15 protein-coding genes are annotated in these 22674 nt (G+C 70.8%); 7 read left to right on the top strand and 8 right to left on the bottom strand.

From position 1 onward, the window contains the following. Positions 1-341 precede the first annotated feature (341 nt). From ACTYVM_RS02165 to pulA, 6 genes are all read left to right on the top strand, one after another. A complete protein-coding gene (locus tag ACTYVM_RS02165; RefSeq protein WP_445524239.1) occupies positions 342-1610 on the top strand; it encodes an extracellular solute-binding protein in 1269 nt (422 codons plus the stop codon). A gap of 98 nt (positions 1611-1708) precedes the next feature. Next, positions 1709-2713 carry a carbohydrate ABC transporter permease gene (locus ACTYVM_RS02160; protein WP_445524238.1) on the top strand — a complete coding sequence of 335 codons (1005 nt, stop codon included), beginning with the start codon at positions 1709-1711 and terminating at the stop codon, positions 2711-2713. Between the two features lie 19 nt (positions 2714-2732). Beyond that, entirely contained in the window at positions 2733-3638 is a 906-nt protein-coding gene (locus tag ACTYVM_RS02155) for a sugar ABC transporter permease (RefSeq protein ID WP_445524237.1), read from the top strand. A 133-nt stretch (positions 3639-3771) separates the two neighbouring features. Next, positions 3772-5460 (top strand): glycoside hydrolase family 13 protein, encoded by a 1689-nt coding sequence (locus ACTYVM_RS02150; RefSeq protein WP_445524257.1) that lies wholly within the window; start codon positions 3772-3774, stop codon positions 5458-5460. 147 nt (positions 5461-5607) lie between these two features. Then, on the top strand, positions 5608-6984 hold the full coding sequence (locus ACTYVM_RS02145) for an alpha-amylase (protein ID WP_445524236.1): 1377 nt from the start codon (positions 5608-5610) through the stop codon (positions 6982-6984). Between the two features lie 203 nt (positions 6985-7187). Continuing rightward, positions 7188-12602 (top strand): pullulanase-type alpha-1,6-glucosidase, encoded by a 5415-nt coding sequence (gene pulA, locus ACTYVM_RS02140; RefSeq protein ID WP_445524235.1) that lies wholly within the window; start codon positions 7188-7190, stop codon positions 12600-12602. A gap of 48 nt (positions 12603-12650) precedes the next feature. Here pulA and ACTYVM_RS02135 read toward each other — a convergent pair whose 3' ends face one another. The 3 genes from ACTYVM_RS02135 to ACTYVM_RS02125 form a co-directional block, all read right to left on the bottom strand. Next, complete coding sequence (locus ACTYVM_RS02135) at positions 12651-13343, bottom strand: TetR/AcrR family transcriptional regulator (protein WP_445524234.1); 693 nt, start codon at positions 13341-13343, stop codon at positions 12651-12653. Positions 13344-13449: 106 nt separating this feature from the next. Next, positions 13450-15372 carry a hypothetical protein gene (locus ACTYVM_RS02130; protein ID WP_445524233.1) on the bottom strand — a complete coding sequence of 641 codons (1923 nt, stop codon included), beginning with the start codon at positions 15370-15372 and terminating at the stop codon, positions 13450-13452. 51 nt (positions 15373-15423) lie between these two features. After that, positions 15424-15924 carry a tetratricopeptide repeat protein gene (locus ACTYVM_RS02125; protein ID WP_400025699.1) on the bottom strand — a complete coding sequence of 167 codons (501 nt, stop codon included), beginning with the start codon at positions 15922-15924 and terminating at the stop codon, positions 15424-15426. A 158-nt stretch (positions 15925-16082) separates the two neighbouring features. Between ACTYVM_RS02125 and ACTYVM_RS02120 the strand changes: the two genes are divergently transcribed. Further along, the gene (locus ACTYVM_RS02120; protein WP_400025700.1) at positions 16083-16487 is read left to right on the top strand and encodes a hypothetical protein; all 405 of its coding nucleotides are present in this window, start codon (positions 16083-16085) and stop codon (positions 16485-16487) included. Positions 16488-16605: 118 nt separating this feature from the next. Here ACTYVM_RS02120 and ACTYVM_RS02115 read toward each other — a convergent pair whose 3' ends face one another. From ACTYVM_RS02115 to ACTYVM_RS02095, 5 genes are all read right to left on the bottom strand, one after another. Next, entirely contained in the window at positions 16606-18153 is a 1548-nt protein-coding gene (locus ACTYVM_RS02115) for a DUF1996 domain-containing protein (RefSeq protein ID WP_445524232.1), read from the bottom strand. A gap of 194 nt (positions 18154-18347) precedes the next feature. Beyond that, positions 18348-19340, bottom strand: a complete 993-nt coding sequence (locus ACTYVM_RS02110; RefSeq protein ID WP_445524231.1) for an NAD-dependent epimerase/dehydratase family protein — start codon at positions 19338-19340, stop codon at positions 18348-18350. 59 nt (positions 19341-19399) lie between these two features. Further along, positions 19400-20023: a winged helix-turn-helix domain-containing protein gene (locus tag ACTYVM_RS02105; RefSeq protein ID WP_445524230.1), complete on the bottom strand. Its 624-nt coding sequence runs from the start codon at positions 20021-20023 to the stop codon at positions 19400-19402. A 355-nt stretch (positions 20024-20378) separates the two neighbouring features. After that, entirely contained in the window at positions 20379-21416 is a 1038-nt protein-coding gene (gene glnII, locus ACTYVM_RS02100) for a glutamine synthetase (RefSeq protein WP_445524229.1), read from the bottom strand. A 196-nt stretch (positions 21417-21612) separates the two neighbouring features. Beyond that, on the bottom strand, positions 21613-22317 hold the full coding sequence (locus ACTYVM_RS02095) for an SCO2207 family protein (RefSeq protein WP_445524228.1): 705 nt from the start codon (positions 22315-22317) through the stop codon (positions 21613-21615). Between the last annotated feature and the right edge of the window lie 357 nt (positions 22318-22674).

The raw sequence follows: 22674 nt of genomic DNA, 5'->3' as shown, positions 1-22674 counted from the left end.
TCGTGTTCGGTCGGCGGCCGGTCGGCGTCCGGGTCTCGGCGTCCGGTCCGCAACGGGATGATTCCTCCCCCACCACGGTCTGGCAAGGGCTTGCAGAGTCTTGCACAAGTGTCCGACGGGCCGCCTGCCCGCGTGAAATCAGGGCCGTGGGGCCCGCCCACAGAGGTCACGAAGTGGTAACCCGCCCGTCTTCTTGCACTTTTTTTCTGCAAGGTCTTTCGCGAAGCTTGCAACGCTGTTACGTTCTCGGTCGCCCGGCGGCGGCAATGGCGCGGCCGGAAGGCGCAGGGCGGCGGACGGGGCCGTTCCCTGCTCACGGGCTTAACCCTCAAGGAGAACTCATGCGGCGTGGCATAGCGGCCACCGCCCTGGTGGCGTCTTTCGCCCTCGCGGCGACGGCGTGCGGCGGGAGCGACAGCGAGAAGTCGGACGGTCCGGTGACCATCACCTGGTGGGACACGTCCAACGCCACCAACGAGGCACCGACGTACCAGGCCCTGGCCAAGCAGTTCGAAGCGGCCAACAAGGGCATCAAGGTCAAGTACGTCAATGTCCAGTTCGACCAGGCGCAGAACAAGTTCGACACGGCCGCCGGCTCCAAGGGCGCCCCGGACGTGCTGCGCTCCGAGGTCGGCTGGACCCCGGCCTTCGCCAAGAAGGGCTACTTCGTGCCGCTGGACGGCACCGAGGCCCTCGCCGACCAGGACAAGTTCCAGCCCAACCTGATCAAGCAGGCCCAGTACGAGGGCAAGACCTACGGTGTCCCGTTCGTCACCGACACCCTGGCCCTGGTCTACAACAAGGCCCTGTTCGAGAAGGCCGGCATCACCGAGGCCCCCAAGACCTGGGACGAGCTGAAGTCCGCCGCCGCCAAGATCAAGGACAAGACCGGCGTCGACGGCTACTGGGGCTCCACCCAGGCCTACTACGCCCAGAGCTTCCTCTTCGGCGAGGGCACCGACACCGTCGACGCCGACGCCAAGAAGATCACCATGAACTCGCCGGCCGCCAAGAAGGCCTACGGCACCTGGCTCGGCCTGTTCGACGGCAAGGGCCTGCACAAGGCCGACACCACCGCCGACGCCTACGCCCACATCCAGGACGCGTTCATCAACGGCAAGGTCGCCGCGATCATCCAGGGCCCCTGGGAGATCACGAACTTCTACGGGGGCTCCGCCTTCAAGGACAAGTCCAACCTGGGCATCGCCACCGTCCCGGGCGGCTCCGCCGGCAAGGCGGGCGCCCCGACCGGAGGCCACAACCTGTCGGTCTACGCCGGCTCGGACAAGGCCCACCAGGACGCGGCCCTGAAGTTCGTGAAGTTCATGACCTCGCCGGAGTCCCAGGCGACCATCGCCCTGAAGAACTCCACGCTGCCCACCCGCGACGACGCCTACACCGACGAGGTCAAGGCCGACCCCGGCATCGCCGGCTACCAGGGCGTCCTGCCCGCCGCCCAGCCGCGCCCGGCGCTGCCGGAGTACGGCTCCCTGTGGGGCCCGCTCGACACCGAGCTGGCCAAGGTCGCCGCCGGCAAGGAGTCCCTGGACAAGGGCCTGAGCAACGCGGAACTCGAGATCTCCAAGCTGGTCCCCGACTTCAGCAAGTGAGCCCGCGTGGCCGTCGGAGTCCTCCCACGACGGGGGGACTCCGGCGGCCACCGGCCGCGCCCGGCCCCACTCCCTGATCTTGCAAAAGGTGTCGAACCATGACAGTCGCCATCGACCGCGCGACCGGCGAACGCCGCGGTGACCGCGCGCCTCGGCCCGGGCTGGGGCAGCGCCTGAAGAACGGCTTCCAGAAGTACTGGTACGCCTACGTGATGATCGCACCGGTGATCGTCGTGCTCGGCGGCATCGTGGGCTACCCGCTGGTGCGGGGCTTCTACCTGACCCTCACCGACGCCAACAGCCTCAACTCGGCGCGTACCATCGGCGTCAACCACATCGAGGCCACCTACAAGTTCATCGGGCTGGACAACTACCAGGACATCCTCTTCGGCCCGACCGCGTACGACCGGTTCTGGTCGCACTTCCTGTGGACCGTCTTCTGGACGGCCGCCTGCGTGTTCCTGCACTACTCCATCGGCCTCGGCCTCGCGCTCATGCTCAACCAGAAGCTGCGCGGCCGTACCTTCTACCGGCTGCTGCTGGTCCTGCCCTGGGCCGTGCCGACCTTCGTCACGGTCTTCTCCTGGCGGATCATGCTCGCCGACTCCGGGGCGGTCAACCAGATCCTCGGCGCGCTCCATCTGCCGCAGCCGCACTGGCTGGAGGACACCTTCTGGCAGCGCTTCGCCGCGATCATGGTCAACACCTGGTGCGGTGTGCCGTTCATGATGCTCTCCCTGCTCGGCGGCCTGCAGTCCATCGACTCCACCCTCTACGAGGCCGCGGAGATGGACGGCGCGGACGCCTGGCAGCGGTTCCGGCACGTCACGCTGCCCGGTCTGCGCTCGGTCAGTTCCACCGTGGTGCTGCTCGGCATCATCTGGACCTTCAACCAGTTCGTCATCATCTTCCTGCTGTTCGGCACCACCAGCGCGCCCGACGCCCAGATCCTCGTCACCTGGGCCTACCGCCTGGGCTTCGGACAGCAGCCGCGCGACTTCGCCCAGTCCGCCGCGTACGGCGTACTGCTGCTGTCGATCCTCACCGTCTTCACCTCCTTCTACTTCCGCTGGCTGAAGCGCAATGACCAGCTCGCCGTCTGACGCCGCAGGAGCCGCCGCCATGAGCACCACGACCCTCGAGAAGACACCGGCCGGGCCGGCCCCCGCCGCTTCGTCCCCGCGGCGGACCCGTCGGCGGGGCGAGTCCGGCCGGCTCGGTGTCGTCCTGCTGCACGGCGGCCTCGCCGTGGCGAGCCTCGTCGCGCTGGCCCCGGTGGCCTGGCTGTTCTTCCTGTCGCTGGGCCCGGACAAGGACGACTACCTGCACCCCGGCAAGATCTTCGGCAGGCTCACCTTCTCCAACTACAGTTTCGTGCTGCAGCACACCGCCTTCTTCGACTGGCTCAAGTCGACGATGATCGTGGCCCTCGGCACCACCCTGATCGGCGTCCTCGTCGCCGCCAGCACCGGCTACGCGGTCTCCCGCATGCGGTTCCCCGGCTACAAGCCGCTGATGTGGGTGCTGCTGCTCACCCAGGCCTTCCCGATCGCCATCCTGATCGTGCCGATGTACGAGATCTTCAGCCAGGTGGGTCTCATCGACACCTACTGGGCCCTGATCGTCATCAACTGCACCACGGCCGTCCCCTACAGCGCCTGGCTGCTCAAGGGGTACTTCGACACCATCCCCTTCGAGATCGACGAGGCGGGACGCGTGGACGGGCTCAGCCCCTTCGGCACCTTCGTACGGCTCATCCTGCCCCTGGCCCGCCCGGGACTGGCCGTCGCGGCCTTCTACAACTTCATCACCGCCGTCGGCGAGGTCGCGTTCGCCACCACCTTCATGCTGGACGACTCCAAGTACACCTTCGCGGTCGGCCTGCAGAGCTTCGTCAGCGAGCACGACGCCCAGTGGAACTACATGGCCGCAACCGCGGTGTTGATCGCGATTCCCGTGTCGGTCTTCTTCTACCTTGTCCAGAAAAACCTCGTCACGGGCCTCACCGCGGGCGGCACCAAGGGCTGACCCCCACACGCGCCGGACAACGGCTCCCGCGCGCCTCTTCACCCGGACGCCGTCGCCCGCACCCATGACAAGCAAGCGCCCCGAGCTCTCGCCCTCGCCCGAGCCGGGGCACCCCCGACGCACCAAGGACGCCATGAGCAAGCAGCACTTCCCGGCCGAATCCCCCCTCTCCGAAGCGGCTGCCACCACCGTCGCCCCGCGCCGCGACTGGTGGCGGGACGCGGTGATCTACCAGGTCTATCCGCGCAGCTTCGCCGACAGCAACGGCGACGGCATGGGCGACCTGGAAGGCGTACGCTCCCGCCTGCCGTACCTGCGCGACCTCGGTGTGGACGCCGTCTGGCTCAGCCCGTTCTACGCCTCCCCGCAGGCCGACGCCGGCTACGACGTCGCCGACTACCGTGCCGTCGACCCCATGTTCGGCAACCTGCTGGACGCCGACGCGCTGATCCGCGACGCCCACGCGCTGGGCCTGAGGGTCATCGTCGACATCGTGCCCAACCACTCCTCCGACCAGCACGAATGGTTCAAGCGCGCGCTCGCGGAGGGCCCCGGCTCCCCGCTGCGCGACCGCTACCACTTCCGCCCCGGCAAGGGCGCGGACGGCGAACTCCCGCCCAACGACTGGGAGTCCATCTTCGGCGGCCCCGCCTGGACCCGGGTCACCGAGCCGGACGGCACCCCGGGCGAGTGGTACCTGCACCTGTTCGCGCCCGAGCAGCCCGACTTCAACTGGGACCACCCGGCCGTCGGCGACGAGTTCCGCTCGATCCTGAGGTTCTGGCTCGACATGGGCGTCGACGGCTTCCGCATCGACGTGGCCCACGGCCTGGTCAAGGCCGAGGGCCTGCCCGACCTCGGCTCCCACGACCAGCTGAAGCTGCTGGGCAACGATGTCATGCCGTTCTTCGACCAGGACGGCGTGCACGAGATCTACCGCCAGTGGCGGCACATCCTCGACGAGTACGACGAGGAGAGGATCTTCGTCGCGGAGGCGTGGACCCCGACCGTCGAGCGCACCGCGAACTACGTGCGCCCCGACGAACTGCACCAGGCGTTCAACTTCCAGTACCTGGGCACCGACTGGGACGCCGACCCGCTCCGTGAGGTCATCGACCGCACCCTCGAGTCCATGCGCCCGGTCGGCGCCCCGGCCACCTGGGTGCTGTCCAACCACGACGTCACCCGGCACGCCACCCGCTTCGCCAACCCGCCCGGCCTCGGCACCCAGATCCGCAGCGCCGGCGACCGCGAGCTGGGCCTGCGCCGGGCGCGCGCGGCCACGCTGCTGATGCTGGCGCTGCCCGGCTCGGCGTACGTCTACCAGGGCGAGGAACTGGGCCTGCCGGACGTCGTGGACCTGCCGGACGAGGTGCGCCAGGACCCGGCGTACTTCCGGGGCGAGGGCCAGGACGGGTTCCGCGACGGATGCCGGGTGCCGATCCCGTGGACCCGCGAGGGCTCCTCCTACGGGTTCGGCGGCGGGGGCACCTGGCTCCCGCAGCCCGCGCACTGGGGCCGGCTGAGCGTGCAGGCCCAGGAAGGCGTGCCGGGCTCCACCCTGGAGCTGTACCGCGCGGCCCTCGCCGCCCGCCGTGCCCACGCCGACCTGGGCGCCGGCGACGCGGTGGAGTGGCTGCGCGCGCCCGAGGGCGTCCTCGCCTTCCGGCGCGGAGAGTTCGTCTGCGTGGCGAACACGACCGGCGAGTCGGTGACCACCCCGGCGTACGGCCGTGTGCTGCTCACGAGCGGCGAGGTGACGGAGGCGGACGGCGAGGCGAAGATCCCGTCCGACACGACGGTGTGGTGGACCACGGCCTGACCTCGGCGACCTGACGGGGACAGGTCACAGTTTCACATCAACTCCCCGCGGCCCGCTGCCCGTTGAGGCAGCGGGCCTTCTACCATCCGGGGTCATCGACTTGCTGAACCTTTCAGCAAGAGCCTTCAACGACGAAGGAACCCCCACATGACCCCCCGCAGAGCCCTTGCGTCCGCGGCCGCCCTCGCCGCAGGCGCCTCGCTCGCCCTCACGACCCCCGCCGCCGCCTCCCCACCCGGTACCAAGGACGTCACCGCGGTCCTCTTCGAGTGGAACTTCGCCTCGGTCGCCAAGGAGTGCGCGAACACCCTCGGCCCGGCCGGCTACGGCTACGTCCAGGTCTCCCCGCCCGCCGAGCACATCCAGGGCCCGCAGTGGTGGACGTCGTACCAGCCGGTGAGCTACAAGATCGCCGGCCGGCTCGGCGACCGCGCCGCCTTCCAGAACATGGTCAACACCTGCCACGCGGCCGGTGTGAAGGTCGTCGTCGACACGGTCATCAACCACATGTCGGCGGGCAGCGGCACCGGAACCGGCGGCTCGTCGTACACCAAGTACAACTACCCGGGCCTGTACTCGAACAACGACTTCAACGACTGCAGGGCCGACATCACCAACTACCAGGACCGCGGGAACGTCCAGAACTGCGAACTGGTCGGCCTCGCCGACCTCAGGACCGGCTCGGAGTACGTCCGTCAGGCCATCGCGGGCTATATGAACGACCTGCTCTCCCTGGGTGCCGACGGCTTCCGCATCGACGCGGCCAAGCACATCCCGGCGGCCGACCTCGCCAACATCAAGTCGCGTCTGACCAACCGCTCCGCCTACTGGAAGCAGGAGTTCATCCACGGCGCGGGCGAGCCGATCCAGCCGACCGAGTACACCGGCACCGGTGACGTCCAGGAGTTCCGCTACGCCTACGACCTCAAGCGGGTCTTCAACAACGAGAAGCTCGCCTACCTGAACAACTACGGCGAGGGCTGGGGCTATCTGGGCAGTTCGGCGGCCGCTGTCTTCGTCGACAACCACGACACCGAACGCAACGGCGCCACGCTCAACTACAAGAGCGGTGCCAACTACACCCTGGCCAACGTCTTCATGCTGGCCTGGCCCTACGGCGCCCCCGACATCAACTCCGGCTACGAGTGGTCCAACGCGGACGCCGGTCCGCCCAACGGCGGCAAGGTCGACGCCTGCTGGCAGGACGGCTGGAAGTGCCAGCACGCCTGGCCGGAGATCAAGTCCATGGTCGCCTTCCGCAACGCCACCCACGGCCAGCCGGTCACCGACTGGTGGGACAACGGCAACAACCTCATCACCTTCGGCCGCGGCAGCAAGGGCTACGTGGTCGTCAACCACGAGAACACGACGGCCGACCGCTCCTACCACACCTCGCTGCCCGCGGGGACCTACTGCGACGTGCAGGGCAACAGGACCGTCACGGTGGACGGCAACGGCTGGTTCCAGGCGTCGGTCGCCCCGAACACCGCCCTCGCCCTCTACGCCGGCAAGTCGAGCTGCTGACGACCCCGCGCCCGCTCCCGCGGCCGGTCGAGCCGGACGAGATACCGGCTCGACCTCCGGGTTGAAAAGAGTTGCTGTGAGTTTCAGGGGTCTTGCTGTAAGCCTTGCGCAGGCGATACGGTCGCGCCCACGCCCGGCGGCGGCGTCGCAGCCGGAGCGAGGGGCCGCATTCAAGTGAGCCGTACCGCCAAGGAGTTCATCCCGTGATACCGAGATGGCCGGCGCCCTCGCGGCGCCGCACCCCGTCAGGCAGACGCGTCGCCGCCGTCACCGCGGCCGCGATTGCCGCAGCCCTCCTCCCGCCGCTGACGGCGCGGGCCGCCGAACAGCCGCCCCCGCCGCCCTCGGACGCGAGGCTCGCAGCCGAGCCCGCCCGGCACGACAGCACCCGCGAGCAGTTCTACTTCGTCCTGCCGGACCGTTTCGCCAACGGGGACACCGCCAACGACCGGGGCGGACTCACCGGTTCACGGCTCGTCACCGGATACGACCCCACCGACAAGGGCTTCTACCAGGGCGGCGACCTCAAGGGCCTGACGAACCGGCTCGACTACATCAAGGGCCTGGGTACCACGGCCATCTGGCTGGCGCCGATCTTCAAGAACCAGCCCGTGCAGGGGACGGGCAAGGACGCCTCCGCCGGCTACCACGGTTACTGGATCACCGACTTCACCCAGGTCGACCCGCACTTCGGCACCAACAAGGACCTCGAAACCCTCATCTCCGCGGCGCACGCCAAGGGCATGAAGGTCTTCTTCGACGTCATCACCAACCACACCGCCGACGTCATCGACTACGCGGGCGGCTCCCACGAGTACCTCTCCAAGGGCGCCTTCCCGTACCTGACGAAGGACGGGCGCCCCTTCGACGACGCCGACCACGCCGCCGGCGGCACGAAGTTCCCCGCCGTCGACACCTCCTCCTTCCCGCGTACCCCGGTCGTCCCGGCCGCCGAGAAGAACCTCAAGGTCCCGTCGTGGCTCAACGACCCGACGATGTACCACAACCGCGGTGACTCCACCTACACCGGCGAGAACTCCACCTACGGCGACTTCGCCGGCCTCGACGACCTGTGGACCGAGCGTCCCGAGGTGGTCAGCGGCATGGAGAAGATCTACCAGCGCTGGGTGCGGGACTTCGACGTCGACGGCTTCCGCATCGACACCGTCAAGCACGTCGACATGGAGTTCTGGACCCAGTGGGCGACCGCGCTCGACACGTACGCCGCGCAGCACGGCCGTAAGAACTTCTTCATGTTCGGCGAGGTCTACTCCTCCGACACCTCGGACAACGCTCCCTACGTCACCGAGGGCCGCCTCGACGCCACCCTCGACTTCCCCTTCCAGGACGCGGTCCGCGCCTACGCCTCCCAGGGCGGCAGCGCGAAGCGGCTCGCGGGCGTCTTCGGCGACGACTACAAGTACACGACCGACAAGGCCAACGCCTACGAGCAGGTCACCTTCCTCGGCAACCACGACATGGGCCGCATCGGGTACTTCCTCAAGCAGGACAACCCCGAGGCGACCGACGCCGAACTGCTCGCCAAGGACAGGTTCGCCAACGAGGTGATGTTCCTCAGCCGCGGCAACCCCGTCGTCTACTACGGCGACGAGCAGGGCTTCACCGGCTCCGGCGGCGACAAGGACGCCCGCCAGACCATGTTCGCCTCCCAGGTCGCCGACTACCTCGCCGACGAGCAGATCGGCACCGACCGCACCCACGCGAGCGACGCCTACGACAGCACCGCGCCGCTCTACCGGCAGATCGCCGATCTGGCCAAGCTCCGCAAGGACAACCCGGCGCTGACGGACGGCGTCCAGACCGAGCGGTACGCGGCGGACGGCGCCGGCGTCTACGCCGTCACCCGCACGGACGCCAGGAGCGGGGCCGAGTACGTCGTCGCCTTCAACAACGCCGACCAGGCGAGGACGGCGACCTTCGCCACCGGCTCGGCGAAGATGACGTACCGCGGCATCCACGGCACCAGGGCCGCCGTCACCTCCGACGCCGACCGCAAGGTCACCGTCACCGTCCCCGCCGGATCCGCCGTCGTCCTCAAGGCGGCCGGCCCCCTGGACCGGCCCGCCACCAAGCCGGACGTCACCCTCACCGCCCCCGCCGCCGGCGCCACCGGCACCGTCGAGCTGGACGCCGACGTCACCGGCGGGCAGCTCGACCGGGTCGTGTTCGCCGCCCAGGTCGGCAACGGCCCCTGGCAGGTGCTCGGCACCGCCGACCACGCCCCCTACAAGGTCACCCAGAACCTGGCCGCGACCGTCCCGGCCGGCACCGCCCTGCGCTACAAGGCGGTCGTCGTCGACTCCGCCGGCCGCACGGCGACCGCGACCGCCACCTCCACCACCGGCACCCCGCCCGCCCCCGAGGTCCCCACCGCCGCCTCCCGCGACTACGCGATCGTCCACTACAAGCGCGCCGACGGCGACTACGCGAACTGGGGCCTGTACGCGTGGGGCGACCTCGCCGACGGCGAGTCGACCACCTGGCCGGACAGCCACCCCTTCACCGGCCGCGACGCCTACGGCGCCTTCGCCTACGTCAGGCTGAAGCCGGGCGCCTTTGACGTCGGCTTCCTCGTCATCGACAAGGACGGCACCAAGGACGTCTCCGCCGACCGGTCCATCGACGTCACCCGAACGGGCGAGGTCTGGGTCGAGCAGGGCGAGGAGGCCGTACGGACCGAGCGGCCCACGGCCGACTACCCCGCGCAGGACACGACCAGGGCGGTCCTCCACTACCACCGCCCGGACGGCGACTACGACGGCTGGGGCCTGCACGTGTGGACCGGCGCCGCCGACCCCACCGACTGGTCGAAACCGCTCCGGCCGGTCAAGACTGACTCCTATGGCGCGGTCTTCGAGGTACCGCTCACCGACGGTGCCACCAGCCTCAACTACATCGTCCACAAGGGCGACGACAAGGACCTGCCCACCGACCAGTCCCTGGACCTCACGGCGGCCAACGGCCACGAGGTCTGGCTGATGAGCGGCCAGGACAAGCCCCTGCTGCCGCAGCCCGTCGGCGGCGCGGGCGCCCTCGACCTCACCACATCCAAGGCGGTCTGGATCGACCGGGACACGGTGGCCTTCAACGGAGCGGAAGGCGCCGCCTCCACCCAGCTGGTCTACTCCCACGACGGCTCGATCACCGTCCAGGACGGGACGCTGACCAGCGACGACGAGCGCTGGCTGCGGCTGTCCAGGACCACGCTGACCGACGCGCAGAAGGCGAAGTTCCCGCATCTGAGCGACTACACCGCCTGGTCCGTCGACCCGCGCGACCGCGACCGGGTGCGCCAGGCCCTCGGCGGACAGATCGTGGCCTCGCAGCGGGCCGTGAACGGCGCGGTCCTTGCGGCCACGGGCGTCCAGATCGCCGGCGTCCTGGACGACCTGTACGACGCGACCGGCGCCGACCTCGGGCCGACCTTCCGGGACGGCCGTCCCACACTGGCCGTGTGGGCGCCGACCGCGCAGCACGTGGCACTGGAACTCGACGGCTCCACGGTCGCCATGAAGCGCGACGACCGCACCGGCGTCTGGTCCGTCACCGGGCCCGCGTCCTGGAAGAACAAGCCCTACCGGTACGTGGTGAAGGTCTGGGCGCCCACCGTCCGCAAGGTCGTCACCAACAAGGTCACCGACCCCTACTCGGTCGCCCTCACCGCGAACTCCGAGCGCAGCCTCGTCGTCGACCTGGACGACAAGGCACTGGCCCCGAGCGGCTGGTCGGGCCTGGCCAAGCCCAAGGCCGTACCGCTGCGGGACGCCCGGATCCAGGAACTGCACATCCGGGACTTCTCGGTCGCGGACCGGACGGTCCCGGCCCGGGACCAGGGCACCTACCTGGCCTTCACCGACCAGAACAGCGACGGCTCCCGGCACCTGCGGGAGCTGGCGAAGGCCGGCACCTCGTACGTGCACCTGCTGCCCGCCTTCGACATCGCCACCATCCCGGAAAGGAAGGCCGACCAGGCGACCCCGGAGTGCGACCTGGCCTCCTACCCGGCCGACTCCGACCAGCAGCAGGCCTGCGTGGCGCGGACCGCCGCCCAGGACGCCTACAACTGGGGCTACGACCCCTACCACTACACGGTCCCCGAGGGCTCCTACGCCACCGACCCGGACGGCACGGCCCGTACCGTCCAGTTCCGGCAGATGGTCAAGGCGCTCAACCAGGACGGGCTGCGGGTCGTCATGGACGTCGTCTACAACCACACGGCGGCGAGCGGCCAGGCGGACACCTCCGTCCTCGACAAGGTGGTCCCCGGCTACTACCAGCGGCTCCTCGCCGACGGCTCGGTGGCCGACAGCACCTGCTGCGCGAACACCGCGCCCGAGAACGCCATGATGGGCAAGCTCGTCGTCGACTCGGTCGTCACCTGGGCCAAGGAGTACAAGGTCGACGGCTTCCGCTTCGACCTCATGGGCCACCACCCGAAGGCCAACATCCTCGCCGTGCGCAAGGCACTCGACGCGCTCACGCTCAAGAAGGACGGCGTGGACGGCAGGAACATCATCCTGTACGGAGAGGGCTGGAACTTCGGCGAGATCGCCGACGACGCGAGGTTCGTGCAGGCCACGCAGAAGAACATGGCCGGCACCGGCATCGCCACCTTCTCCGACCGGGCCCGTGACGCGGTACGCGGCGGCGGCCCCTTCGACGACGACCCCGGCGTCCAGGGCTTCGCCTCCGGCCTCTACACCGACCCCAACTCCTCGGCGAGCAACGGCACCACGGCCGAGCAGAAGGCCCGCCTGCTGCACTACCAGGACCTGATCAAGGTCGGACTGAGCGGCAACCTCGCCGCGTACCGCTTCACCGACACCGGCGGCAAGCAGGTCACCGGCGCCGAGGTCGACTACAACGGCGCGCCCGCCGGGTACGCGGACGCCCCCGGCGACGCCCTCGCCTACGTCGACGCGCACGACAACGAGTCGCTGTTCGACGCCCTGGCCTACAAGCTGCCGAAGGACACCTCGGCGGACGACCGGGCCCGCATGCAGGTACTGGCCATGGCGACGGCCACGCTGTCGCAGGGTCCCGCACTGTCCCAGGCCGGCACCGACCTGCTGCGCTCGAAGTCCCTCGACCGCAACTCCTACGACAGCGGCGACTGGTTCAACGCCGTCCACTGGAACTGCGCCGACGGCAACGGCTTCGGGCGCGGGCTGCCCATGGCGGCCGACAACCAGGACAAGTGGCCCTACGCCACGCCGCTGCTCGCCTCCGTCACGGTGGGCTGCCCGCAGATCCAGGGCGCCTCGGCCGCGTACCGGGACCTGCTGCGCATCCGCACCACGGAGGGGGCCTTCTCCCTGGCCACGGCCGCGCAGGTGCAGCAGAAGCTGTCCTTCCCGCTGTCGGGCGGCGACGAGACGCCCGGCGTGATCACCATGAGGCTCGGTGACCTGGTCGTGGTGTTCAACGCCACGCCCGAACGGCAGCGGCAGCGCGTCGCGGAGCTCGCGGGCACCGGCTACCGGCTGCACCCGGCGCAGACGGCGGGCGCCGATCCGGTGGTGAAGACCTCGTCGTACGAGAGGGCGACCGGGACGTTCACGGTCCCGGCGCGTACGGTCGCGGTGTTCAGGAACTAGCGGTTCGACGCCTGGCGCGCGGCTGGGAAGTGCTGCCGGGAAGTCGCGCTAGGAGGCAAGTCGGACGAGCCGGCCGACCAGGTCCATGAAGGGGCCCTCGGCCGGCTCGTCCGCGAAGACGCGGCGCATGAGTACGCCCATCTCCTCGTCGTGGGCGGCGCTGACCGCGACGAGCGCGCCGAAGTCGTGCACCAGTTGGAGCTCCAGCTCGGCGCGCGGGATGCGCCGGCCGTCCAGCCAGATCAGCGCCGTCGACTCGGCGAGTGAGATCCACGAGCGGACGACCAGTTCCAGTCGCGCGGGCGGCGGCTCCCCGATCCCGAGATGCGAGAGGATCTGCTCGTACGCGGCCTGCCGCACGGAGTCGATGAGCGCGTTCGTCTTCGACGAGCCCACCGCCGGACCGCCGCGCATCAGGGCCGAGAAGCCGGGCCCGTGCTCGTCCACGAAGTCGAAGAACCGGCGCATCACCCGCAGCAGCCGCACCCCCAGCGGGCCCTCGTGCGGCTCCGTGAACCGGCTCGCCAGATCCGCCGAGGCGCGTTGCAACGCGGCCTCGTACAGGCTGAGTTTGCCCGGGAAGTAGTGGTAGACCAGCGGGCGCGAGATGCCCGCGGCCGACGCTATCTCGTCGATGGAGACCTCGTCGGGCGAGCGGCGGCTGAACAGTTCGAGGGCGACGCCGATCAACTGCTGCCGTCGTTCCTCGACTCCCATCCTGCGGCGAACCCCGGTAGTCATACGAACACCTTACCGAGCGGTCCCGGCCCCGAACGGGCCGGAGCGAACCGGATCGGGCCGACCGCGGTGTTCGCCCTCGGCGCTCACACCCTCCCGCGCCGGCCGGTCACTTCTGGCGCAGCACGTCGACGGACCGGCCGTCGTCCAGCGTTCCCTTCAGGTCGGCCTGGGCGCTCTGCCGGGTCTGTACGGCGAGCAGGTGGCCCTGGGCGGAGGCGCTGACCCCGCCCGTGGCGCTGATCGAGGCGGTGTCCCGGCTGCCTGCCGCGAGCAGATACCAGGTGCCCGCCTCCGACTTCCACAGCACCCCGGCCAGCACGTGCGGATCGCGGGCGCCGCAGGCGGGCACGCTGTCGGCCTTGGCCGCGACCGCCGCGTACTTCTCCCCGGGGGCGTGCAACTGGGCCAGCGTCCGGGACCCGTCTCCGCGCCAGGTCTCGGCCCGGGTGCACACCCACGCGGCCGTGCCGGTCGCGTCGGGCAGCGGCTGCTCGGCGTACGCCCAGGCGTTGACCGACCGGACGCCCTCCGCGCGCACGGAGGCCAGGGAGCAGGCCAGCGGCGCCCAGGCGCGCAGCCCCGCGGCACCGGACACCCCTTGCGGGGCGGCCGGGCGGCCCGTGGTGAGGCGGGCGGGGACCAGCTCGCCGAGGTCGGCCAGGACCTGCGTGCCGGGTTCGCCGGTCAGCTGGAGCACGTTCCACGAGGTGCAGGCGCCGGTCTGCTGGACCGGGCTGGCCAGCGGCCCGGTGACCCCGTTCCTGATGCCGAGGTCCATCGTTCCCGCGTCCGGCTTGAGCAGGTCCCGTTCAGCCGCCGCCGTCACCCAGGGCGCCGTCAGATAGCGGACGTTGCCGTCGGAGCGGCCGAGCACCACCGCGCTCGCCTCCGCGCCGGTGGCGCCGTCGACCCGGGCGAAGTCGAGGGCGGCCCGGGCCGCGGAGTCCTTCGGCTCGGCGTAGCGGGCGATGCGCAGACCGTCGTAGAAGAGCACCACGTGCGTGTTGTCGACGTCGCCTGCGTAGAGCAGTTGCGGTGGTCCCGCAGGGCCGCCCGAGGCGGTACCGGGGGTGGCCGAGACCTGTACGGACTCGCCGGGGCGGGCCCAGACGGCGAGGGCGCGGCGCAGCAGGGCCGTGTCCTTGGCCAGGTCGCCGCGGGCCGGCCACACGGACAGGTCGAGGCGCGCGGAGGTCCGCCATGCGGTGGGGGCGATTCTTGTCAGCCTGCCCGGGTCCAGCGCGGCCTCGGCGGAAGGGTTCTGCGCGTAGGCGGGCGCGGCGGCGCCGTCGGGACCCCAGCCGCCGCCCGGCAGGGCGACCAGCGCGCCGCACACGACGAGGGCCAGGGCCGCGGCGAGCGCGGCCCTGGTGTGCTGCCTGCGCCGCTTCAGATCGGTGGGCCGGGCCTGCAGGGAGCAGGGGTCGAACTCGGGGGAGCCGAGGAGCGCGTACTGGGCGGGCAGGCGGTCGGCCTGGCGCAGCGCGGCGGCCGGGTCGGCCACGCCCGCGGCCGTCAGCACCTCCCGCACCGCGGTGTCCGGGAGCCGCTCCAGGCCGCGCAGGACGTAGGCGGCACGGGCCGGCCCGGCCACGGTCGCCAGCTTCTGGTCCAGGGCGAGTTCCTCGGCGCCGCCCGAACGCGGGAACAGGCGCATGCCCCACACCAGGGGCAGCAGCGGGGGCAGTTGGACGCGCCTGGACCTGCTCCTGCGCCGAAGCGGGCGGTCCGCTCGCAGCGCCGTGCGGATCACCTGGAGGCGGACGAAGGCGTAGCCCGGGTCGGACTCGCGGCCGGCCGACTGGGCCGGGATCACGGACGCCGAGGACCGGCCCCGCGGCAGCGCCCGCTGCGCCAGCGCGTGCGCGGTCAGCACGCGGCGGCCGCGCCCGAGCCCGGGCGGCAGCACCAGGTAGGCGAGCCGGACCAGTCGCGGATAGTGCTCGACGAGCGCGGCCTCGGCCCGTTCGGCATCGACGACCGGCCCGGAGGAGGACTTGTGGCGCGGGGCGACATCCTGTGACTGCACGTCCAGGCAAACGAGCGAGCCGGTCCCAGGTCACCCGGCCGCCCGGCGGTCTCAGTCCTCCGGCTCGACCAGCAGCCGGGCGTAGTTCGCCATCGAGCGCTGGTAGCGGGGCAGATGGGGCGCGAGGGCACCGAGGACCAGGGACAGGCCCTCCCGGTCACGGCCGAGGCTGGACAGGCACAGGGCCAGGGCCGCCCGGACGGCGTCGTCCAACTCGTCGGAGGGCGCCTCCAGTTCGGGCGTGAGCAGCTTGACGCCCTCCTCCGCCCGGCCGGTGTTCCGCAGCGAACTGGCCAGCTGGATGCGGGCCCGGCGGCCCCGGTAGCCGCTCAGCCCGCGTGCCAGCGCCTCCTCGTACAGCGGCACGGCCCGGTCCGAGCGGCCGGTGGAGTCCCAGGCACAGGCCTGCTCGAACGGGCCGAGCGGGCTGCCGTCCGGAAGTTCGGTGACGAGCGCATCGATCCGGGCCCGGAACGCGGCCGCCTCGTCCTCGGAGTATGCGTCGAAACGGGCCCATGCGGCGGCCACGCGGTCTTCCCAGTCCTGGTTCACCGGAGCACGCTCGCACACAGGTGCGGGCGACGTCCACTGGATTGAGCGCGGTGCGCGCCGGAGCCGTATCGAAGGACGGCCCCCTGCCGGGGTCCGGTGCGGGACGCGTGCGGAGCGTGCCGCCGGGAACGGAGTGCCGGAAGCGACCGGAGGAACAGATGAGGGTGACCCGACCGATGCTCGCGGTGGCCGGTGCCGCGGCGGCACTGGCGCTGACGGGGTGCGGCTCCGGCGACGGAGCGGCGGCGAAGGTGCCGCCGACGGCGACCGGCAGTCTGGAGAGCCTGGCCGCCGAGGTGAGGTGCGAGCCGGACATGCAGACCGACGCCGACACCATCCGGCAGGCGATCTGCACCAACGCCACCGGCAAGTTCATCCTGGCCACCTTCGCCACCGACCGCGGCCAGCGGGAGTGGATCAACGACGCCAAGGACTACGGAGGCTCCTACCTCGTCGGCCGCAAGTGGGTCGCCGTCGGCGACAGTGGCGTGGTCACCGCGCTGCGCGCCACTCTCGGCGGTGACGTGGAGACCGGCACCGACCACAGCGCCCACGGCGGCTGAACCGCCGGCCCCGTTTCTCGGGCCCATGGGCCCATGGGCACACGGCGAAGGCCGGCGGCGGGATCTCCCGCCGCCGGCCTTCCTCAACGGATCACCGACGGGTCACCGGCCCCGTGCCTCACTGGCAGGTGCGGCCCGAGTTGACGCAGTTGGCGATCTTGTTCGCCAGGCCGCCGGTCGTGATGCTGATGAAGTCGTCGTGGTCGGTGTGTGCCTTGTGCAGCTGCTCGGGGAACCCGTCGACCGCGTAGGCGTTGGTGACCACACCGTTCTCTACGGTCGGTCGCGGCACGTCGTAGACCAGGCGCATCGTCAGCTGCGGGATGGCCTTGAAGCCGCTGGGGCAGTTGCCGCGATCGTCGGCGAAGGCGATGTGCGTACGGTGGTTGGCGCTGTCGGTGTTCTGTCCGTCCCAGCAGCTCTGGAAGGCGAACGTGCGGACCATCCTGCTGCCCTCGGGGCAGATCGGGTACTGCTCCGTCAGCTGGACCTTGTTCTCGAAGCCGGTGCAGCTCCAGTGCGCGTTGGCGTTGGCCAGACCGTTGGTCGTGGTCTTGGCGTCACCGGTGATGATGCGCAGGAACTGCGGCATCGCGACGACCTTGCCGGTCGGGCTGCCGACGTACTTGATCTGCGCCTGGAGCGGCTTGAGGATCCGGCCGACGTTGCCCTCCTTGCCACCGCCGTCCGCGTCCTGGTCGAAGTCCTGCGTGCCGTCCTGGACCCGGACCACCGGCCAGTAGTACGACGACAGGTCGTCCTTGTTCTGGCAGCTGGTGCCGCCCTGGAGGAACGTGTCGTTGCTCGCGAACGCGTCGATCTTCTGGTTGCCGACGTAGTCGTGCAGGTGGTGGGCGCCGTTGGCCACACCGGGCGCCACGATCACGTTGTCGGTGTTGTGGTTGCCGTTGGCGTTCACACCACAGCGCGTGGTGAAGGTGCCGGTCGACGCGTTGCGGTTCTTGCGCGGCTTGGCCGGGACGTTGGGCTGGACCGTGGTGATGTCCACGAAGTCCGCCGCGACCGGGCCGTTTCCGGCCTGACCGCCAGTGCCCTGCTGCCCGTCGCCGTTCTGCCCGTCGCCGTCCTGCTGGCCGCCGTTGTCGCCCGGCTGCCCGGTCTCCTGGCCGTCGTTCTGCCCGGTGTCCTGACCGGCCTCGCCGTCGCCCGCGTCCGTCTGGTCCTGCTCGGCGGGGGTGCCGGTGCAGGGCGCGAGGTCGTCCAGGTTGCCGGGGGTCCTGCCGCCGGCCCGGTCGATCTCCAGCCTGATCCGGTCGAGGATCACCTTCCGCCGGTCCTTCAGCGGACCCAGGATGGAGTTCTGGACGAAGCTCGCGTCCCCGGCCTGCGCGTCGCGTGTGGTGGCCAGCCGCTGGTACGCCTCCGTGATCTGCTGGTCGAGCGTGGCGAGTTCGCCGTCGACCTCCCCACGGGCCTGCTCCGGCACGGCGGTGAGCTTCTGGCCGACGTCCGGGCACGAGATCGTCGCGACCTGCGCGTTGACGGCCTTCGTCCGGTTGCCTCCCCACGCGTCGTTCTTCGACTCGTGCGCGGATGCGTAGTAGTTCGCCCAGACGAGCCCGCCCCCACCGAGCGCTAGGGCCGCCGCTCCGGCTATGGCCTTGGCGGCCAGCGGCATTCGGCGTTTGCGTGTGTTGCGTCCCATGGAACTCCTCTGACTTCCTTGCGGGGCGGTATCGGGCGCCCGACAGGAGTGAAGCGGCTCCCATGGATACGGACATGGTCCCGGGTGTGTTCAGCCGACCCACGAACTCACGCCCGATCCATGGGTCGCTCAGGCCACAACGTTCGTGTTTCCAACGGTAGTTGTGGCACCGTCGGTCGAGGGTCCGAACCCGCCTACAGCCCGAGCACCTTCGCCTCCAGAGCCGGATCCAGGCCCACCGGAGGCCGGTCCGGCCGCTGGGGAGCCGTACCGCCCAGGCTCTGGAGCCAGGTCCAGGTGTCCGCGACCGTCTCGTCCACGGGGCGGCAGCGCAGACCGGTCGCGAGGGCCCGGCCGACGTCGGCGCCGTGCAGCGCGCGGTGGCCTTCGCTGCCCGGCGGCGTCCACACCGGCAGCTCCGTCCAGGGTTCGACGCCCGCGGCGAGAACCGTCTCCGGATCGGTCCAGCGCAGTTCGGCGTCGGCGCCGGTGACCCGCACGCAGGCCTCCAGCAGCTCACCCATCGTCGTGTGCCCCCGTGGGCTGATCATGTTGTACGGCCCGCTCAGCCCCCGCTCCACCGCGCCGAGGATCCACGCGGCGAGGTCGCGGACGTCGATGTACTGGAGGGGCAGGTCCCGCGGACCGGGTGCCAGTACGGGGCCGCCCCGCGCGATCCGGTTCAGCCACCACGGCAGCCGCCCGATGTTCTCGTACGGTCCCAGGATCAGCCCGGCCCGTACGAGGACCGAGCGGTCCGCCCCGAAGGCCTCCACCGCGCCCAGCTCGGCGCCGAGCTTGTCCCGCGGGTAATCCGTCCGCTCGGCACCGGGGTCGGCGCCCTCGACCAGCGGCGCCGCCTCGGTGAAGCCGACGGGTGGGGCCCAGGCGTACACCGAACAGGTCGATACGTACACGTACCGGCCGACGCGGTCCCGCAGCAGCCGCGCCGCGTCCCGGACGGCGCGGGGAGCGGCCGACCAGGTGTCGACGACCGCGTCCCACGCGCCGTCCGCCAGGGCCGCGAGCCCGTCGGGCGCGGTGCGGTCGCCGCGCAGCGACCGCGTCCCGGGGACGGGCGCGAGCCGCCCCCGGTTCAGGACCGTCACATCCCAGCCGCGCCCGGCCGCCGCCTCGGCGACGGCCCGCCCCGCGAACTCCGTACCACCCAGCACCAGAAGTCTCATACCGGTGACTGTGCCCGTCCGGGCCGTGGCAGGGAACCGGATTCTGCCCTCGGCAGAGATCAACGTCCGGTCGGCGGAGCGTACTTGTAGCCTACGCGGCGTACGGTCTGGATCGCCCCGCGGTGCTCGGTGCCCAGCTTGCGGCGCACCCGGGCGATGTGGACGTCGACGGTGCGGCCGTCGCCCACATGGCCGTAGCCCCAGACCGTGGTGACCAGCTGGTCGCGGGTGTGCACCCGGTGCGGATGGGCCACGAGATGGGCCAGCAGCTCGAACTCCAGGTAGGTGAGGTCGAGTTCGCGGCCGTCCACCTCCGCGACCCGCCGTGCGGTGTCGATGCGGACGAGCGGGTCGCCGGCACCGGGCGCGGCGGTGCCGTCCACGCCGGCCGCCGGCCGGTCCGGCACCGCCGCCGGGAGGAACGGCGGCTGCTGGTCGGCGGGTACGAGCACCAGGTAGCCGACCATCGGCGGTCGGCCCGGCAGCCTGGGCAGGGCGTGCTGCGGAGCCGGCAGCCAGGTGGCGCCGGGCGGCAGGAGATCGGCGATCTCGACGACCTCGTCCCGGTCCACGGCCCGCAGCCGGTGCCGGGCGGAGGCGGGGGAAGGGGAGGGGGAGGGGGAAGAACGGGAGGAGGTGAGGTGGGGGAGGGCGGCGTCAGTCAGAGAACGGGTGGTCGCCATGGCAGGTCAGCTCTTTCGCGGGAGAGGTTCGCCGGGGGCCCGACGGCCGCGAGTTCGTGGTCGGGCGCGTCGGGACGTACGTCGTTCCGCGCTGGCCGGAGGCCGGGGTCAAGGCTTCACCGGGCCCGCGCGCGCGGCGCGCGGCGACAGAGCAGGTCGAAGTCGTGATGCTGACGGGAGGGCCAGAACGGCTCGAGGTCGTCGCGACTCGTCGCGACGTACTTCCGGAAGCCGACCATGTCCCCATTGAAGCAGAACCCGGGTCCGGACCGGACCCTCTTCTCACTGCGCGGACACCTCTCCGGACGGAGGCCGGCGCCCGGCGGCAGCCCGGCATCAGCGCCACCCGTGCGGATCAGACCTGTCCGGCCTTCTCCAGGGCGGTGCAGCAGGTGTCGATCAGCAGGCGCGTGACGACGTACGGGTCGACGTTGGCGTTCGGCCGGCGGTCCTCGATGTAGCCCTTGCCGTCCCGCTCGACCTGCCAGGGAATGCGGACCGAGGCGCCGCGGTCGCCGACACCGTAGGAGTACGCGTCCCACGGGGCGGTCTCGTGCAGGCCGGTGAGGCGGTCGTCGATCCCGGCCCCGTAGTTCTTGACGTGGTCCATCGGCCGGGAGCCCTCGCCGAGCGCCTCGCACGCGGTGATGATCGCGGCGTAGCCCTCGGGGCCCTCGCGCATCGCCCTGGTGGAGAAGTTGGTGTGGGCACCGGCGCCGTTCCAGTCGCCCTTGACCGGCTTGGGGTCGAGAGTGGCGGAGATGCCGTGGCCCTCGGCGGTGCGGTACAGCAGCCAGCGGGCCACCCACAACTGGTCGGCGGCCTGGAGCGGGGACAGCGGACCGACCTGGAACTCCCACTGGCCCGGCATGACCTCGGCGTTGATGCCGGAGATGCCGAGCCCCGCCGTCAGGCAGTTGTCCAGGTGGGCCTCGACGATCTCCCGACCGAAGATCTCGTCGGCGCCGACCCCGCAGTAGTAGCCGCCCTGCGGGGCGGGGAAGCCGCCCTCGGGGAAGCCCAGCGGGCGGGAGCCGTCGAAGAAGGTGTACTCCTGCTCGATGCCGAAGATCGGCTCCTGCGCGGCGAACCGCTCCGCGGCCTCGGCCAGCGCGGCCCGCGTGTTGGACGGGAGCGGGGCGAGCGCGGTGTCGAGGACCTCGCACAGCACGAGGATGTCGTCACCGCCGCGGATCGGGTCCGGGCAGGTGAACACCGGCCGCAGGACGCAGTCGGAGGAGCGGCCCTCGGCCTGGTTGGTGGAGGACCCGTCGAAGCCCCAGAGCGGCAGCTCGGCGCCCTTGGCGTCGTCGCCGAGGATCTTCGTCTTGGAACGCAGCTTGGCCGTCGGCTCGGTGCCGTCGATCCAGATGTACTCAGCCTTGAAGGTCACGGGCCATCCTCCGGGGTCTCACTCGCACCGCGCTCACACGCGCCGCGGCACGGTGCGCCGCGGCGGCTGTTCAGCAGCGTGTCAACGAGCGGTTTCCCGGCCATTGCTCACATGTGAGCCCCGTGTTACCCGGACCCGATGTGGCACGGTTCACGCGGCGCGATTCCCCTGTCCTGCGGTTCCTGTGCTGCGGGCGTCATCCCACCTTCTCGACCAGCGCGCGCCGGATCAGGAACTTGCCCGGCTCCCTGACCTCCTCGAAGGCCGCGTCGTTGAGTAGGACGCAACTGCCGGAGACGGACGTGACCTTCACCGTGGTGGACTTGTCGTTGTCCAGGTTGGTGACCTTCAGCGTGGTGCCCGCCGGGAACTGGTTGCTGGACGCGGCCGGTGCGCCGCCCTCGCCGGAGAGCGTCACGGTGGAGCCCTGGCAGACCTGCTGGCCGGACGCGGCGACGCCGCCACCGGCGTTCCCGTCCTGCTGACCGGCCCCCTGACCGTTCTGCTGTTCGGCCTGCTGCCCGTTCTGCTGGTCGCTCTGCTGACCATTCTGCGCCTGCTGGCCGGTGGGGGAGTCCTGAGCCGACTCCCCCACCGTGCACCCGGACGCGGCCTGCTTGCGCTCGATCTCCTCGATGACCGCCTGCCGGTTGGCGATCCGCGCCTCGGACAGCGCGTCCGGGTCGGCCCGTTGGCCGTCGATGAACTTCTGGTTGTTGCCGAGGGCGGTGGCCAGCCCCTGGCAGACCGTCGAGTCCGCGGCGGACAGCGTCCGCGGGGCCTCCGGCTGCGCGGCGTTGGACGTGGCGGCCAGGGCGAAGGCCCCGCCGCCCGCCACCGCCGCGGCCGTCACCAGCAGCGCGACCTTCTTCCTCGTGCTGACAGTTCGCCTACGCGACATGCGCGCCTCCTGAAGAGGTGGGGGAGCGTACGTCGCTAGGTACGAGATGCCGAACGAGGTTACTCACCGGTTGCGGCACCAGACGGAGTGACCTGTGTCACGGGGGAGTTGGCGCCGCGTCGCTCTCCGCAGGCGGGCGGGAGCGTCTCGATTCGAGTCGAGGCCGTTGCCGTAGAAGTAGGTATCGCCGCGGTGGATGGTCAACCAGTCCAGGAGACCGAAGCCGACGCCTGTCTTGTTCGAATTGCTGCCGTCTCACACACCTCTCGCGCACCTGGTGTGACACGGCGCCAATTCCCTTGCCCACCTGGCCATTTGCGGGCTCTGTGGACTCACCGGATGTCAGTGCCCGGCAGT

Source organism: Streptomyces cyslabdanicus (assembly GCF_052663305.1).
Note: the sequence above shows the minus strand (reverse complement) of the source record. Positions and strands in the feature narration are given on the sequence as shown.

Excerpts from the sequence above, each read along its gene's own strand:
- ACTYVM_RS02165 (WP_445524239.1), top strand. The coding sequence starts at position 342 with ATGCGGCGTGGCATAGCGGCCACCGCCCTGGTGGCGTCTTTCGCCCTC.
- ACTYVM_RS02155 (WP_445524237.1), top strand. The coding sequence starts at position 2,733 with ATGAGCACCACGACCCTCGAGAAGACACCGGCCGGGCCGGCCCCCGCC.
- ACTYVM_RS02135 (WP_445524234.1), bottom strand. The coding sequence starts at position 13,343 with ATGACTACCGGGGTTCGCCGCAGGATGGGAGTCGAGGAACGACGGCAG.
- ACTYVM_RS02115 (WP_445524232.1), bottom strand. The coding sequence starts at position 18,153 with ATGGGACGCAACACACGCAAACGCCGAATGCCGCTGGCCGCCAAGGCC.
- ACTYVM_RS02095 (WP_445524228.1), bottom strand. The coding sequence starts at position 22,317 with ATGTCGCGTAGGCGAACTGTCAGCACGAGGAAGAAGGTCGCGCTGCTG.
- ACTYVM_RS02120 (WP_400025700.1), top strand. The coding sequence starts at position 16,083 with ATGAGGGTGACCCGACCGATGCTCGCGGTGGCCGGTGCCGCGGCGGCA.
- ACTYVM_RS02105 (WP_445524230.1), bottom strand. The coding sequence starts at position 20,023 with ATGGCGACCACCCGTTCTCTGACTGACGCCGCCCTCCCCCACCTCACC.
- ACTYVM_RS02160 (WP_445524238.1), top strand. The coding sequence starts at position 1,709 with ATGACAGTCGCCATCGACCGCGCGACCGGCGAACGCCGCGGTGACCGC.
- ACTYVM_RS02110 (WP_445524231.1), bottom strand. The coding sequence starts at position 19,340 with ATGAGACTTCTGGTGCTGGGTGGTACGGAGTTCGCGGGGCGGGCCGTC.
- ACTYVM_RS02145 (WP_445524236.1), top strand. The coding sequence starts at position 5,608 with ATGACCCCCCGCAGAGCCCTTGCGTCCGCGGCCGCCCTCGCCGCAGGC.
- ACTYVM_RS02150 (WP_445524257.1), top strand. The coding sequence starts at position 3,772 with ATGAGCAAGCAGCACTTCCCGGCCGAATCCCCCCTCTCCGAAGCGGCT.